This is a genomic window from Pseudomonas putida (genome assembly GCF_001636055.1).
GTDB classification, from domain to species: domain Bacteria; phylum Pseudomonadota; class Gammaproteobacteria; order Pseudomonadales; family Pseudomonadaceae; genus Aquipseudomonas; species Aquipseudomonas machongensis.
In genome coordinates this window covers 672,778-687,938 of sequence record NZ_CP011789.1, presented here as the reverse complement: position 1 = coordinate 687,938, position 15,161 = coordinate 672,778, and the positions used below count along the sequence as shown (strand labels likewise).

Annotated in this window: 12 protein-coding genes and 1 pseudogene; 6 read left to right on the top strand and 7 right to left on the bottom strand. The window is 55.8% G+C overall.

Annotation, left to right across the window (positions count from 1 at the left end; translation table 11 throughout):
* The first annotated feature begins 391 nt into the window (after positions 1-391).
* Positions 392-1,939, top strand: coding sequence for a hypothetical protein (locus AB688_RS27115; RefSeq protein WP_231100284.1), 1,548 nt, complete (start codon positions 392-394; stop codon positions 1,937-1,939).
* A gap of 555 nt (positions 1,940-2,494) precedes the next feature.
* Here AB688_RS27115 and AB688_RS26035 read toward each other — a convergent pair.
* Genes AB688_RS26035 through AB688_RS03015 form a run of 3 tightly spaced genes read right to left on the bottom strand, consistent with a single transcriptional unit; the run spans position 2,495 to position 6,631 of the window.
* Positions 2,495-3,904 carry a response regulator gene (locus AB688_RS26035; protein WP_081255184.1) on the bottom strand — a complete coding sequence of 470 codons (1,410 nt, stop codon included), beginning with the start codon at positions 3,902-3,904 and terminating at the stop codon, positions 2,495-2,497.
* Entirely contained in the window at positions 3,901-4,788 is an 888-nt protein-coding gene (locus AB688_RS26030; RefSeq protein WP_081255183.1) for an ATP-binding protein, read from the bottom strand. Before AB688_RS26030 ends, AB688_RS26035 begins: the two co-directional genes overlap by 4 nt.
* 1 nt (position 4,789) lies before the next feature.
* Positions 4,790-6,631 (bottom strand): AAA family ATPase, encoded by a 1,842-nt coding sequence (locus tag AB688_RS03015; RefSeq protein ID WP_063542084.1) that lies wholly within the window; start codon positions 6,629-6,631, stop codon positions 4,790-4,792.
* 290 nt (positions 6,632-6,921) lie between these two features.
* On the opposite strand from AB688_RS03015, the pseudogene AB688_RS03010 reads away from it, so the two are divergent.
* From AB688_RS03010 to AB688_RS02995, 4 genes and pseudogenes are all read left to right on the top strand, one after another.
* Positions 6,922-8,172: pseudogene (locus AB688_RS03010) on the top strand (YifB family Mg chelatase-like AAA ATPase); the annotation flags it as partial.
* Positions 8,173-8,315: 143 nt separating this feature from the next.
* On the top strand, positions 8,316-8,570 hold the full coding sequence (locus tag AB688_RS03005) for a DUF2790 domain-containing protein (RefSeq protein ID WP_063542083.1): 255 nt from the start codon (positions 8,316-8,318) through the stop codon (positions 8,568-8,570).
* Positions 8,571-8,603: 33 nt separating this feature from the next.
* Positions 8,604-9,620 carry an alpha/beta hydrolase gene (locus AB688_RS03000; RefSeq protein WP_063542082.1) on the top strand — a complete coding sequence of 339 codons (1,017 nt, stop codon included), beginning with the start codon at positions 8,604-8,606 and terminating at the stop codon, positions 9,618-9,620.
* 219 nt (positions 9,621-9,839) lie between these two features.
* Positions 9,840-11,627 carry a monovalent cation:proton antiporter-2 (CPA2) family protein gene (locus AB688_RS02995; RefSeq protein WP_063542080.1) on the top strand — a complete coding sequence of 596 codons (1,788 nt, stop codon included), beginning with the start codon at positions 9,840-9,842 and terminating at the stop codon, positions 11,625-11,627.
* Between the two features lie 90 nt (positions 11,628-11,717).
* Here the strand turns inward: AB688_RS02995 and AB688_RS26025 are convergent, their stop codons facing one another.
* The 4 genes from AB688_RS26025 to ycaC all read right to left on the bottom strand — a co-directional run bounded on the left by AB688_RS26025 (position 11,718) and on the right by ycaC (position 14,116).
* Positions 11,718-12,002: a HigA family addiction module antitoxin gene (locus tag AB688_RS26025; RefSeq protein ID WP_081255182.1), complete on the bottom strand. Its 285-nt coding sequence runs from the start codon at positions 12,000-12,002 to the stop codon at positions 11,718-11,720.
* Positions 12,003-12,013: 11 nt separating this feature from the next.
* Positions 12,014-12,292: a type II toxin-antitoxin system RelE/ParE family toxin gene (locus AB688_RS02990; protein ID WP_054893718.1), complete on the bottom strand. Its 279-nt coding sequence runs from the start codon at positions 12,290-12,292 to the stop codon at positions 12,014-12,016.
* Positions 12,293-12,552: 260 nt separating this feature from the next.
* Positions 12,553-13,371: an alpha/beta fold hydrolase gene (locus AB688_RS02985; protein WP_063542079.1), complete on the bottom strand. Its 819-nt coding sequence runs from the start codon at positions 13,369-13,371 to the stop codon at positions 12,553-12,555.
* Positions 13,372-13,486: 115 nt separating this feature from the next.
* Positions 13,487-14,116 carry an isochorismate family cysteine hydrolase YcaC gene (ycaC, locus tag AB688_RS02980; RefSeq protein WP_054893711.1) on the bottom strand — a complete coding sequence of 210 codons (630 nt, stop codon included), beginning with the start codon at positions 14,114-14,116 and terminating at the stop codon, positions 13,487-13,489.
* Between the two features lie 132 nt (positions 14,117-14,248).
* On the opposite strand from ycaC, the gene AB688_RS02975 reads away from it, so the two are divergent.
* Positions 14,249-15,160: a LysR substrate-binding domain-containing protein gene (locus tag AB688_RS02975; protein ID WP_063542074.1), complete on the top strand. Its 912-nt coding sequence runs from the start codon at positions 14,249-14,251 to the stop codon at positions 15,158-15,160.
* Position 15,161 lies beyond the last annotated feature (1 nt).

Sequence of the window (15,161 nt, the reverse complement as noted above, 5' to 3'; positions counted from 1 at the left end):
GAACCTTATGCCGTGGGCCAAGCAGTGTCTAAGATTAAATTTCGGTGATAAGCCACAGCGCAAAGACGATCCTGTCACAACCTCCGTAAATGCCAAACTAGCGCGCCTAGTGGCGGCATGGTGGCTATGGGGCCCCCATGCTGTAACTAGCGCAGTTTCTCTGAAAGCACGATTCGTCTGTTTGTTTCCACTATTCGTACTATGCTCTAATGAATCTATCGCCGCGTCTGACCTATGGAAGTTCCCAAGAGTCGCCGATAAATTACTAACATTCATTCCTCCCTCGAAAGCCTCTGAAGCGCTCCACCACCTACACGCATTGTTTGAACAACGTGAAAAACTCGGATTTACAATCCTTGACAGAGAGGGACTGCGCAGATTCCAGGCTTCCATGCCAGTACATCAGGTTAAGCAAACGCCATATATCCCACCTCGAATTTGGACTTATCAGGTTGGTCGCTTACGTAATTTCCTAGAAGACTTCCACAGTCACCGAGACAACATCGAAAAATGCTATAGATACTGCCTTGAAAAATATACAACATACTATGGATCTTTAGGGGAGGCCTGTAGTCGCTCAAAACATCTGGCCAAGAATCGCCCCTCACCATTCAGTGTAAGAAGTCATCAAGCAACTGAGAAACTCGAGTTTGACGGAAAATTTCCTTCAATAGCGCGACGCTATGGTATAGATGGTCTGCTACAGAAATGGATATTGCAGCCCGACCAATCAATTGCCAGTGTGGACTACAGCATCTCAGCACTATCAAGTTATTTTACGATGGTTGGTAAAGTAGGTACCGCCTATATTCTGAACTTCTCAATGATGCGAATCGACGAGGCATGGGCACTCCGGACTAATTGTTTAGAAGTTGAGACTGATGAAAAACTTGGAAAAATCTACACCCTCCGAGGGGTTACAACAAAAACCGTAGAAGACGACGATGCGCGATGGATCACATCTCCCTCTACCAAACTTGCTGTTGATGCCATGAGATACATAGCTCGGTTAAGAGTAGTCTGCGCTGAAGCCAATCCTCGCGTCCCCACTACTTTAGAGGATATTCAGTCTCATCATCTTGTACTGCGTTCTTATGAGCCATGGGCTAATGCCAAAAACACAGACACTCCTCTCCATATCCGCCCAATGTATCCCAGCTACCAAGCCGTTATTGACTCGTACCCTAATTTGTTCGACCCTAAACACCTCAAAATTACTGAATCCGACTTAATCACCGCCAGACTTGTTACTACAACATTGGACGACGAAGCGTTCAAAGTAGGTGAATTATGGCCGTTGGCCTGGCACCAACTTCGACGCACTGGCGCAGTAAATATGCTTGCCTCTGGACTGGTATCAGATGCCTCAGTCCAATACCAATTGAAGCATGCCACTCGAGCTATGTCGCTTTACTACGGCCAAGGCCGATCGCAACTAAAAGTCAACAGCGATGCTTGCACCCATTATGTTCGGACAATGTACGAGATTCTGAGTAAAGAAATAGCACTATTATTCTCAGAAAGATTTGTTAGCCCATATGGAGATGATCGAAAAGCGGAAATCCTGAGGCTTGTTGACGCTAGCGACATGAAGAAGCTTAGCAAATCAGCAAAGTTAGGACAGGTCTCATGGCGTCAAACTATGCTAGGTGGATGCACCAAGCGAGGCCCTTGTGAATATGGTGGTGTGGATAACATTATCCGTTGCGGCGGCGGAGATCACCTAAGACCGTGCGCGGATGCTTTGTTTGACCGAGATAGAAAGCAAAACATTCAGCAATTAGCAGAACAGATCAAATCTCGTTTATTGGACGCACCTATAGATTCACCATATCGTGACTCTTTACTTGCTCAACAACGCGCAGTGGAGAATGCCCTCAATGTCATCTCTCATAGACACCTCGCCAGTTGTAGGTCGGGCGGAAAAAGCATTCCGTGAAGCTTTTGGGCGTTTGAAGTTAGGTAAGCCCGAGCGTCTCCCGGAGGGTGCTCCTGTGACGCAGAATAACGTAGCCAGGGAGGCTGGAAATGATCCGTCTGCCCTAAAAAAATCACGGTACCCTGCACTTATCCTAGAAATTCAACATTGGATCAACGAGCACAACCTTGAATCTGCGCCGTCGACTAGACAGAGCACACTCGCTCATCGTAGAAAAAACCGATCACTCAAGCAAACTATCAGAGACCTAAAATTACAGCGTGACAACGCGGCCTCGTTACTTGTCGAAGCAGATGCCAAGATTCTCGAGCTGACTATTGAAAATAAGCGCTTACAGGCTTTGCTAAACCACTCAACTATTAACGACATAAGAAATCTAAAAACTTGAGAAACGCTATAATTACGTTACTGGATGACCACCTCCAGACTCACCATCAGAGCTAACACTTCAGGGATTGAAACCAGGGTGAAATATGCTGGTTTATGTCAAGCGCATCAACCAGCATAATTACAATGATTCTTCGGAAAACGGAGCAATTCTAAGCCTGGCTTCAATCAAGCTGAATCGTATAGTCGCTTAACTCCTCCCAGCAACGAGTTAACTCGAGCGACATTGCAGCCAGGATACTTCAGCTGTCGAACCAAATACCCGTATGCCACTGCCGCACGCTCTCGCTTACCAGCGGCTACTGATTCCGCCCATTCTCTGCAGCTATTAAAAAATTCAGCCGCGGGACAACTGTCAGTTACAAAATTCGACTGACCCCAAAGCAACGCCTCTCTTTCATCCGGCCAAGGGCTATCCTTAAGAGGTCCCTCAGGATGAAAAAAGACGCTTAGCTCGAAAGTTATAGGATCTCTGCTGGCAACGCCTTCTCCAACATCTCCATAGTCAATAATTACTGGGACCATGTTACCTGTAAGCAAAACGTTCATACCATGTAAATCGCCATGAACGCAAACGCAGTTAGCGAACACTGGACTTTGTTCGAATCTATCAATCCAGTCGTGCTGAACTAAGTGACGAATCGACCCAAACTGCTCATCACTGATAAACGCTTGCCGTATACTCTCAATTGAGATACGTCTCTGGGTAACAGCATCAGTCCATCGCTGCAGAGACCCCATAATTCCTTTTACTACAACGCTCGCATTGCCATGAATTATCGAGAACCCTGTAGAATCCGAAGCTGATGCCAAACTGTAGAACACCCCGGATGTATCTTTTGCCCCATGGCTCAGAACCGCTACCTTCCTTGGCGTAGAACTTGGATCTAATCTTAAAATGTACCTATCATGTCGTTCAACTTCATCCCGGATATCGTCAGGCGCCCCTATCTTTGCTACAGAGTTATGGATTTTTGCTCCATCTCCATCTTTAACTACTAAGTTGAGGACTAATGCGCCTGAAAGACCACCTCCAATTTTCCGCACCTCACAAAAAACGCCACCAACTGACGCTGTGAATATCCGGACTAGTCGCGCAACCCGCAAATCTATTTCAATATCAGTGCTAATTTCTACATCGCATACGGCGTCACAGGAACTCACATATGGTTCAATCAGCTTATGGAGATTGTTGATCCTATGTTTTGGCTGAAATCCTATTAGAGAAAGAGCTCTACCTTGCCCCCAGATATCTACTTGATGATTCAATGCTATCATCTCTGGCAAAAACTGCTCTGCTGAAGAGCCGGTTAGCATAAATATCGGTGTCCCAGGTGCAACAGATCTGGCCATATCTAATAAGTCCCGACCATGCTGAGGATCACTATCCATCGCGCCATCAACCGTGGGCAACTTGAGGTCGAGAAAAATGAGATCAAAAAAACCGTTTTGTAACCTGTCGGAGGCTGCCTCTATAGACGATGCGATCGTATAAATAGGCTCTCGACATATTGAGGAAACTATCCTTATTATTTCCTCTACAAAGTCCTGCTCATCCTCAATAATAAGTATATTCAATTAGTTAAGCTCCATCTTAGCTCATATGCGGCACCATCAGCCCCAGAGTTTCGGAGTTCGACAGAGCCGTGAAGTGTTTCAATTGCCTGCCTGGCAATTCCGAGACCAAAGCCTAAATGCCCAGACTTAGAAGACTCTCCAAGAACAAACGATCTAGCTGAGCTACTAGGTAACCCAGGACCATTGTCAATAATTGTTATCCAGTTGTCTTTGTCGGTCTGCCCCCAGCTAACCACAATCATCGGAGCACGAACCTCAGAACGCACTGACATTGCAGCCTCCATGGCATTTTTTATACCATTGCACAACGCAAGGCCTAATAAACCTCGGTCGCAGAATATAATAAGTGGTGAAATCCCAACATAGGACGCCTCCACATCTCTACCAATTCGCTCCACTTCAACCGAATCACGAATGAACTCGGAAAGATCCATTTCTATTGGTTTAGGAGATGAGGTTGCCTTTTTTAACTGCTCAATTCCATCGAATGTATCCTGCAGCTGTTCAATTCGTCGCATTGAGTTGGAGCTTTCAAAATTTGGAACATCCTGTGAAATTTCGCTCGCCAAAAGCCCTAGCTTTGAACCTATCTCATGGAGCAATAGTCCTGCCACCCACTCAATTGCGTCCGCTCTTACCTTTCTTTTCACCTCAGCAGGTACTATATCGTCATCTACTTCAGTTTTCTCAGGCAAATTTTTGTGAAGTTTCGATACGACTCTCTCGATACGTTTTTTAACGTACAAGTCAGCCTCGGTCGTCTGAAGCTTCATCAGCAACTCTATATCTGTAGGGAGGGCAACTCGTTCCAAAACCCCTAAAGCGGTAAACCTGCTATGTGATGTTCCGTTAGCTATCGCATAAAGGGCTTCTTCACGAGTCATCTCAAGAATTCCCGTTGTAGAATTCCGCACGTTTGGAGAAGGCTGCTGCGCCTCCTTCCATAACGGTACTGATAGCCGATACTATATCTTGCTCTTGAAGCGGTCCAGCTGACATCCTAAATCCACGACGACCGTCAGATCCTAGGTGTAGTACCATATCAGCATTCCCTAATACCGGAATGTTGGGATTATGAGTAGAAAATATTATTTGCCCCTTCCCCCCTCTTGAAACGATAACCTTTATCAGTGTTTCTGCAATAAACGCGTTGTCAATATGATCTTCAGGCTGATCTACAATCAACATTCGGTTCATGTGGGAAAGGATGAGGGGCAATACAACTGTACACCGCTGCCCAGTAGATAGCTCCGATATATCTTTATAGTCGGTACCATCTAAAAGCTGAAGCGAAACTTCGTCTTCAATATTTATAGTACACAGCTCCCCCAAATCGCAGCCCTTCAGATGCGAGAGGATTCTCGAAGCGCGATCCAATGTAATATTAGCTGCGTCAGCTATGGCCTCAGTATCAAAATTATCAACTGCTTCCATCAGCGCCCTCGGGCTTAAATTTTCAGCGATATCGTCAGCAACTTCAGCGTACCGCAGCCCACTCCCCCTCAAACTCTCAGAAATAGAAGCTGAGAATTTTTTTACTTGCCCGTTTCTATAAATCGAAACTCTTATATTTGGGCCCACTAACTTATTCAGCCAATTCGCTGCCTCTTGCCTGGCTTGGAAACGAGCAGAGCGTATTGTGTCAAGCTGATCCAAGGCGATTGCTCTTCTATCTATCAGAGCCTTCAGCATATCTTTGCGCTGAGTCAGGTAGGCAGTTATAGACTCCAGCTTAGCGATATTCTCTCTAAGCTCTTGCCCTTTTCTTAGAACTGCGCCTGAACCAGATTGCACACCCTCAATCTCGATCCTCAACTGCCTCGCAACATCTTCCTGTGCTATTTTATCCGCGGTGCATTTTTTTACGATGGCGTCTAATTCATGATATGTAGCGATTACGTTCCCAAGCTCTGCATTCATCCGCTTTCTCATTTCTTTTATTTTTTGCACTAACGGTAATGCTGACGGTGCTATGGACGCCGTTAGCGCAGAATCTAAGTCATCGGGCAGTGAATACTCGGCACTCTTTTTTACCTCATGACTCCATCCAGCCACGCCATCCCTGAGCCTGTTCACCTGTTGGAGAACGACACTGATGTTTGAGATTTCGTTAGATCTCTGGTTTAGATGCTGGGCTTTCTCCTGCAAAGCGAGGGAGCTTTTAGATACCTCCTGCTCTGCATAGGCTATTTTCTTTAGCTCCTCATGGAGACTAGGCAGCCCTTTTTGCGTTTGCTCGAGCTCATCAATTTCTCTGCGGCAGGATTCTACCTGCCGCGTCAGGTTGCGGCACTCACTTATGATATCTCGTTCGTCCAGATCGGTATCTTGCTTTAATTTTACAAAACCATCCAATAACCTAAGCCTGCCTGTAGCCTCGAGCCCAACGGTTTCGATTTCAGTCTGCGAAAAAATTACAGGTTTACGATAATTCGATGTCGCTCTGGGAACATCATCCATAGCAGTTCGAGTCACTAATATTAGTTGCTCATTATCTGCTATAGTAACTGTCACTTGCCCAGATCCAAGTATCGACAGCGCATGATCCTTACTTTTTCTCGTGGTTTCTGCCGAGGTACTAGTGACGTCAAGGCAAAACCTAATTATCTCAATCAATGAAGTCTTGCCAGTTCCACGCGCACCTATTATTGCATTCAACCCCGGAGTGAAGCTTACATCCAGGCCATCCAAAAAACCTTCTTCTATTTGTACCCTTGTAATATGCATTCAGACTCCAGTCCCTAGATATGGTTGTATTCAGAAATTGTTACCCTAAAGATACCTCACTGCGTGGTCCTAGAAAATCTGTCATGCGATATTTTTCTGTCCACCGCTCATGGTTCTGTGTACGTCCGTAACTAGAATTTCTCTCTCGCAGACACGCGGTTAGCATGGACGTACACCGATATTTGAAACCGCACAGCAAGCTCTAAGGCATGGACGTAGCACTAACTATTTCAGGATGGAAAACAAGGAGTTATAGAGCGTCCATGATTGCAAACTAACCCGTAGACAGCCGCTACGACCTTGCCATCGCCCTGGGCATCCTCGCCGCCAACGGCCAGGTGCCGGTGGCGACCTTGGTCGATTTCGAATGCCTGGGCGAGTTGGCGCTATCCGGGGCATTGCGCCCAGTGCAGGGCGTGCTGCCAGCGGCGCTGGCGGCGCGGGAGGCCGGGCGGGCACTAGTGGTGCCGCGGGAGAATGCCGAGGAGGCGAGTTTGGCCAGTGGGCTGGTGGTGTATGCGGTCGGGCATCTGCAGGAGCTGGTGGCGCACCTCAATGGCCAGGCACCGCTGCCAGCCTATGCCGCCAACGGCTTGATGCTACGCGCGCGCCCCTATCCGGACCTCAGCGAAGTACAGGGGCAGATCGCGGCCAAGCGCGCCCTTCTGGTCGCGGCGGCGGGGGCGCACAATCTGCTGTTTACCGGGCCACCCGGCACTGGCAAGACCTTGCTTGCCAGCCGCCTGCCGGGCTTGCTGCCGCCGCTGGACGAGCACGAGGCGCTGGAGGTTGCGGCCATCCAGTCGGTCAGCGGCAAGGCACCGATCGACTGCTGGCCACAGCGGCCGTTTCGCCATCCTCATCACAGCGCGTCGGGCCCGGCACTGGTCGGTGGCGGCAGTCGGCCACAGCCTGGGGAAATCACCCTGGCCCATCATGGGGTGCTGTTTCTCGACGAACTGCCCGAGTTCGAACGGCGTGTGCTGGAGGTGCTGCGCGAGCCGCTGGAGTCTGGCGAGATCGTGATTTCACGGGCCCGGGACCGGGTGCGCTTTCCTGCGCGCTTTCAGCTTGTAGCGGCGATGAACCCCTGCCCCTGCGGCTACCTGGGCGACCCGGCAGCCCGCTGCCGGTGCAGCCCTGAGCAGATCCAGCGCTACCGCAACAAGCTCTCGGGCCCGCTGCTCGACCGCATCGACCTGCACCTGACCGTCGCACGCGAAAGCACCACCCTCAGCCACCAGCCCAGTGGCGAGACCAGCGCCAGCGTCGCCGCCCAGGTCGCCCAGACCCGCGAGCGGCAACAGCGCCGCCAGGGTTGTGCCAACGCGTTTCTCGATATGCCAGGCCTGCGCAAGCATTGCGACCTGAAAGCCGCCGACCAGTCATGGCTGGAGGGCGCGTGCGAGCGACTCAACCTTTCGTTGCGCGCCGCTCACCGTCTGCTCAAGGTCGCCCGCACCCTGGCCGACCTTGAACAAGCCGATCACATCGACCGCCCCCATCTGGCTGAGGCACTGCAATACCGCCCCGGCAGTTGACCCAACGTCCGCACAACCACCGATTACCCCTCTCAATCTTCTCCATAGCGGAAATATATTTTGCGCGCTAAATATTTGCGAGCAATATTCACCTCAAGCAGCAAGCAGTCGCTGACCCCTTACCGAACCCTTGGAGAACGATCATGACCACTCTTCGCAAAGCCTTCGCCATCGCCACCCTGACCCTGTGCACCACTGCAGGCGCCTTCGCCCAGTCCATCGAGGCCACGCCGTACCACTACGGCATGAACCTGGACATCGCCCAGGTCATCGCGGTCGATGCCCCGAACAGCACCCGCAGCCATGCCTCGGCCGCCACCCTCACCTACCGCGACAGCAGCGGCCAGGTGCAGAAGGTCAGCTACATCCACCCCACCACCGCCGCCAACCAGAACTGAACCCCACGGCCCGACACCAGAGGAGCTTGAACCATGAAACTGTCCTGCACCCTGACCACCGGCCTGCTGGCCCTCGCCGTCAACAGCGCCTTCGCCGCCGGTAGCCCCGGCGTCGAGCACACCACCCAGGGCTTCCTCGACGCCCTGGCCGCCGGTGGCGGCAAGCCGCTGGAAACCTTGGCGCCCAAAGACGCACGGGCCGTGCTCAGCGGTGCGCAGGCCAGCGTCAAGGTCGACCTCTCGGGTATCGAGGTCGAGCGTCGCACCCTGCAGATCGACGGCAAGCCGCTGGACATCCGCGTGGTGCGCCCGCAAGGCGCGAAGGGTGAGCTGCCAGTGTTCATGTTCTTCCACGGCGGCGGCTGGGTGCTGGGCGACTACCCGACCCACGAGCGCCTGATCCATGATCTGGTGGTTGGCTCCGGCGCGGCGGCGGTCTATGTCGACTACACGCCATCGCCAGACGCCAAGTTCCCCACCGCGATCAACCAGGCCTACGCCGCAACCCGCTGGGTAGCCGAGCACGGCAAGGAAATCGGTGTGGATGGCAGCCGACTGGCCGTGGCCGGCAACAGCGTCGGCGGCAACATGGCGGCGGTGGTGGCGATCAAGGCCAAGGAAGCAGGTACGCCCAAGTTGCGGTTCCAGGCGCTGTTGTGGCCGGTCACCGATGCCAACTTCAACAATGCGTCGTACAACCAGTTTGCCGAAGGGCACTTCCTGACCCGCAACATGATGCAGTGGTTCTGGGACAGCTACACCACCGACCCGCGCCAGCGTGACGATATCCATGCTTCGCCGCTGCGGGCCAGCCTGGATCAACTCAAAGGCCTGCCACCAGCACTGGTGCAGACTGCCGAGATGGATGTACTGCGTGACGAAGGCGAAGCCTACGCCCGCAAGCTCGATGCTGCCGGTGTGCCGGTGACTGCCGTGCGTTACAACGGCATGATCCATGACTTCGGATTGCTGAACGTGCTGGGACAGGTGCCCGGAACTCGTAGCGCGATGGGCCAGGCGGCGCAGGCGCTGAAGGAACATCTGCAATAACGATGGTGGCCTCACGGGCCTCTTCGTGGGCAAGCCCGCTCCCATTTGTAGGAGCGGGCTTGCCCGCGAAGAGGCTCGTGAGGGCTACAAAGGCTCCAGATCCTGAACGCTGCTTCCCACCCCCGACGGTTGCCCCCTCCCCCCGCCGAGACGAAAATGCCTACCGTCCCCGGCGCCTGCTCACACAGCGCTTCATCCAAGCCTCCTGGAGTTCTACCCATGCCACATGAAGGCAGCATCCTGCAGACCGCAGTGATCTTCCTGCTTGCCGCCGTCGTCGCCGTGCCCCTTGCCAAGCGCCTGCAACTGGGTGCCGTCATCGGCTACCTGCTCGCCGGCGTGGCCATCGGACCACAAGCACTGGGCCTGATCCGCGACACCGAGAGCGTGGCGCACATTTCTGAACTGGGCGTAGTCCTGCTGCTGTTCATCATCGGCCTCGAACTTTCCCCACGACGCCTGTGGCTGATGCGCAAGGCGGTGTTCGGCGTAGGCCTGGCACAAGTGGTGCTGACTGGCGCGATCATCGGTGCCATCGCCCTGTTCGGCTTTGCCCAGTCCCTGCCAGCAGCCGTGGTGCTCGGCCTGGGCCTGGCGTTGTCATCCACCGCGCTGGGCCTGCAGAGCCTGGCCGAAAGCAAGCAACTGAACGCCCCCCATGGGCGCCTGGCCTTTGCGATCCTGTTGTTCCAGGACATCGCGGCAATCCCGCTGATCGCGCTGGTGCCCTTGCTGGCGGCCAGCGGCCCGGACACCAGCCACGGTGACAGCATCGAACATGGCCTGCGGGTGTTCGGCAGCATCGCCATCGTCATCGTCGGCGGGCGCTACCTGCTGCGCCCGCTGTTCCGCATCGTCGCCCGTACCGGCCTGCCGGAGGTGTCCACGGCCACCGCGCTGCTGGTGGTGATCGGCACCGCCTGGCTGATGGAGGAAGCCGGCATTTCCATGGCACTGGGCGCGTTCCTCGCGGGCCTGCTGCTGGCCGACTCGGAATACCGGCACGAGCTGGAGTCGCAGATCGAGCCGTTCAAGGGCCTGCTGCTGGGGCTGTTCTTCATCAGCGTTGGCATGGGCGCCAACCTTGGCCTGCTGCTGGAGGCACCCGCGCTGTTGCTGGGCCTGACCTTGCTGCTGGTAGCGGTGAAACTGCCACTGCTGATGCTGGTCGGCCGTGCGGTGGGCGGCCTGAGCAACCTGAGCGCGCTGCGCCTGGGGCTTGTGCTGGCGGCGGGCGGTGAGTTCGCTTTCGTGGTGTTCAAGCTGGGCAAGGACCAGAACCTGTTCGACACCTACACCTACGACCTGCTGCTGATGACCATCACCCTGTCGATGGCCCTGACGCCGATGTTGCTGCTGGCCAGCTCGCGCCTGATCAAGCGCCCGGCGCCAACCCGCGAAGTGCCAGAGCAATACCGCACGATCCAGGCCGACGCCCCGCGCGTGGTGATCATCGGCATGGGCCGCATGGGGCAGATCGTGGCGCGTATCCTGCGGGCCCAGAAAGTCTCCTTCATCGCCCTGGACACCTCGGTCGATGCCATCGAGATGACCCGCACCTTCGAACAGGCCCCGGTGTTCTACGGCGACCCGATGCGCCCCGAGGTGCTGCATGCGGCCAAGGTCGGCGAGGCCGAGTACTTCGTCATCACCACCGACGATCCGGAAGCGACCATCCGCATCGCCGAGCGGGTCAAGCATGAGTATCCGCACCTGAAGGTGATCGCCCGGGCGCGTAACCGCCAGCACGTGCACAAGTTGCTCGACGTCGGCGCCGAGCCGATTCGCGAGACCTTCTACTCGAGCCTGGAGATGACCCGCCTGACCTTGATCGGCCTTGGCCTGAGCGAGTCCCAGGCGGCAGACCGCATCCAGCGCTTCACCGAGCATGACCAGCAGGTGCTGGAAGCACAGGGACGGGTTCGCGATGACCGGGCGAAGGTGATGCAGACGGCCAAGGAGGCCAGGGTGGAGCTGGAGCGGTTGTTCGAATCGGATAGCGACTGAGCTGTATGCCGCAGGGGCCTCCATGCCGCCCCTGCGGCGACACGGCACCTGCTCGACGCCGTGCCAGGAAGGGTCAAAATCAGCTTCGGCTCAAGCAAATCCCAGCCGCGCGATAGGCGGGTGCTCACGATGAGCAGCCTGCCATAGATCATACGCCGCCTGCTCTGCCAGATATTGGCGGGCACTGCCCAGACCAGCCAATTCAAGCCGGTACGCAAGATCGGCGGAGATAGCTGCGCGCCCGTTCATCACAGTGGACAGTTGACCTCGGGAATAACCGAGATGACGAGCAAGCGCAGAGACACTCAGGCCAATCGCCGGCAGGACATCCTCGCGCAACGCTTCACCCGGATGGGGGGGGTTATGCATGGGCATGACAGTGCCTCCTAGTGATAGTCCAGATAGTCCACAAGCTCTGCATCAGTGCCGACAAAGCGAAACACCAGCCGCCAATTTCCCGATACGTTGACAGCCCAATACCCCTCCAAATGTCCGCGCAGGGGATGAATACGGTTTCCCGGACGCTCCATATCGTGCGGGCCCTTCGCGATCTCGAGTGAGGCCAAGAGTCTTCGTAAGCGCGGTACATGATCGGCACGAACACCCGACCTGTCGTCACGCTGGTACAAAGCCTTGAGGCCCTTGTGCCTGAAGCTTCGTATCATGGTCGCCAAAGTGTAAGGCCGTACCTTACACACCTCAAGCACATCGAGCTCATTTGAACGTTGCTCCTCTACACAGAATGCACAATTCTGGAGGGAAGGCGTTCCGGGAGGGAGTTTCAGCTTTCCGCCTAAGGCGTGAGAGCCTTCCGATCCACTGGCGTGATCTGATACCTGCGAAAACCCACCACACAAACAGCAAAAAGGGCGACTGTCTCCAGTCGCCCTCAATGCCGCAGTTGCGCAGGCCAGGCCTCAGCCGGTCACTTCGCCAGAAACGCCAGCAAGTCGTCGTTCAATTGCTGCGCGTGGGTCACGGCAAAGCCGTGTGGTGCACCCTGATACACCTTCAACTGCGCCCCCTTGATCATCTCGGCGGCTTTCTTGCCGGTGGTCTCGAACGGCACGATCTGGTCGTCATCGCCGTGGATCACCAGTGTCGGTACATCGATCCTCGCCATGTCCGGGCGGAAGTCCGTTTCGGAGAACGCCGTCACGCAGTCGATGGTGCCTTTGAGCGAGGCCAGCAGGGCAATGTTCAGGGTCTGGGCCTGCACGCCCTGGGAGACTTTCTGCCCATGGTTGATGCCATAGAACGGCGCGGCGAAGTCGGAAATGAACTGCGCACGGTCGGCACGCAGGCCGTCGCGAATACCGTCGAATACCGACTTGTCGACGCCCTCGGGGTTGTCGGCGGTCTTGATGAACAGTGGCGTCACCGCACCCAGCAGCACCAGCCCGGCCACGCGCTCGCTACCATGCTTGGCGATGTAGCGGGTGACATCGCCACCGCCCATGGAGAAGCCGACCAGGGTGACGTCACGCAGGTCCAGGTGCTCGATCAACTGGGCGATGTCATCGGCAAAGGTGTCGTAGTCGTAACCGTTCCACGGCTGGCTGGAACGCCCGAAGCCGCGGCGGTCGAAGGCGATGGTGCGGTAGCCGCGGCTGGCCAGGAACTCCATCTGGCCATCCCACATGTCGGCGTCCAGCGGCCAGCCGTGGCTGAACAGCACGGGCTTGCCGCTGCCCCAGTCCTTGTAATAGATCGCGGTGCCATCGCGGGTAACTAGTGTGCTCATGTCGGAATCTCCTGAAAGTCGGGTAGGTCTGGATCTTGAGTGCGGGGCGCGAGGAACATTCCATCGCGCGGCTGGCCGGTCGCTCACGAGGCGTACCGACCGGCCATTGGCTGGGTCACTTGCCCGCGGTGAGGGCGTTGTAGCTGGTGATCAGGTTGCGGTAGTCGGGGATGTGGTTGGAGCACAGCGCGGCCAGGCCTTCGACGTCGTTGCGCCAGTCACGGTGCAGCTCGCAGGCCACGCCGAACCAGGTCATCAGTTGCGCACCGGCAGCTTCCATCCGGCGCCAGGCGGCATCGCGGGTCATCTCGTTGAAGGTGCCGGAGGCATCGGCCACCACGAACACTTCGAAGTCCTCGGCCAGGGCCGACAGTGCCGGGAAGGCCACGCACACTTCTGTCACCACACCGGCGATGATCAGCTGCTTCTTGCCGGTGGCCTTCACCGCCTTGACGAAATCTTCGTTGTCCCAGGCATTGATCTGGCCAGGGCGGGCGATGTAGGGCGCGTCCGGGAACAGCGCCTTGAGCTCTGGCACCAGCGGGCCGTTCGGGCCTTGCTCGAAGCTGGTGGTGAGGATGGTCGGCAGGTTGAAGAACTTGGCCAGGTCGGCCAGCGCCAGCACGTTGTTCTTGAACTTGTCCGGCTCGATGTCACGGACCAGCGACAGCAGGCCTGCCTGGTGGTCGACCAGCAGTACGGCGGCATCGTCTTTGTTCAGGCGGTTGTAGGTGAATTGGCTCATGGTCTGTACTCCCAATGTGTCTTTGATGTGCGGTAAGTGGGTGTTGCGCGTTGATGAGTACAGATTAAAAACATCACCTTTGATGCGGTAGACTGCAAAAATTGTCTGTAGCGTTCTGTTTGGAGAACGATCTTGGAAGACCTGAATTCCCTCTATTTCTTCACCCAGGTCGTCGAGCATGGCGGCTTCGCCCCGGCGGGCCGGGCGCTGGACATGCCCAAGTCGAAACTCAGTCGGCGCATCGCCGACCTGGAAGACCGTCTTGGCGTTCGCCTGCTGCACCGTACCAGCCGCCACTGTTCGCTGACCGAGATCGGCCAGGCCTACTACAACCGTTGCCTGGCCATGCGTGTGGAAGCCGAGGGCGCGGCAGAGATCATCGAGCGCAACCGCAGCGAACCACGTGGTCTGGTGCGAATCAGTTGCCCCACCACCCTGCTCAACTCGTGGGTCGGGCCGATGCTCACGCGCTACATGCTCAAGTACCCGCAGGTGGAGCTGTTCATCGAGAGCACCAACCGTCGCGTCGACCTGTTGCATGAAGGCTTCGATGTGGCGCTACGGGTGCGCTTCCCGCCGCTGGAGAACACTGACATGGTGATGAAGGTGCTGAGCAATAGCACCCAATGCCTGGTGGGCCATCCATCGTTTCTCGCCCAGCTGCCCGAAGGTTTCGAACCGCAGGTGCTGAGCTCGCTGCCGAGCCTGCACTGGGGCGCGGCGCAGCAGAAGTATCAATGGGAGTTGTTCCAGGGGGAGGACATGGCGCGCAAGCTGGTGATCACGCACACGCCGCGCATGGTCACCGATGATCTGTTCGCGCTGCGGCATTTCGTGGTGGCGGGGGTGGGCATCGCGCACTTGCCGCGGGTGGCGGTGCGCGAGGACCTGGCCCAGGGGCGCCTGGTGGAGATGTTGCCGGCGTGGCAGCCGCGCTGCGGGATCGTCCATGCGATCTTCCCGTCGCGGCGCGGGCTGCTGCCTTCGGTACGCTCGCTGATCGACCATCTGGCCGAGGAGTTTGCGGTCAGTGATATGGCTTGAG

Coding starts and splice junctions, on each gene's coding strand:
- AB688_RS27115 (WP_231100284.1), top strand. CDS start 392: ATGCCAGTACATCAGGTTAAGCAAACGCCATATATCCCACCTCGAATT.
- AB688_RS26030 (WP_081255183.1), bottom strand. CDS start 4,788: ATGACTCGTGAAGAAGCCCTTTATGCGATAGCTAACGGAACATCACAT.
- AB688_RS03015 (WP_063542084.1), bottom strand. CDS start 6,631: ATGCATATTACAAGGGTACAAATAGAAGAAGGTTTTTTGGATGGCCTG.
- AB688_RS03005 (WP_063542083.1), top strand. CDS start 8,316: ATGACCACTCTTCGCAAAGCCTTCGCCATCGCCACCCTGACCCTGTGC.
- AB688_RS03000 (WP_063542082.1), top strand. CDS start 8,604: ATGAAACTGTCCTGCACCCTGACCACCGGCCTGCTGGCCCTCGCCGTC.
- AB688_RS02995 (WP_063542080.1), top strand. CDS start 9,840: ATGCCACATGAAGGCAGCATCCTGCAGACCGCAGTGATCTTCCTGCTT.
- AB688_RS26025 (WP_081255182.1), bottom strand. CDS start 12,002: ATGCCCATGCATAACCCCCCCCATCCGGGTGAAGCGTTGCGCGAGGAT.
- AB688_RS02990 (WP_054893718.1), bottom strand. CDS start 12,292: ATGATACGAAGCTTCAGGCACAAGGGCCTCAAGGCTTTGTACCAGCGT.
- AB688_RS02985 (WP_063542079.1), bottom strand. CDS start 13,371: ATGAGCACACTAGTTACCCGCGATGGCACCGCGATCTATTACAAGGAC.
- ycaC (WP_054893711.1), bottom strand. CDS start 14,116: ATGAGCCAATTCACCTACAACCGCCTGAACAAAGACGATGCCGCCGTA.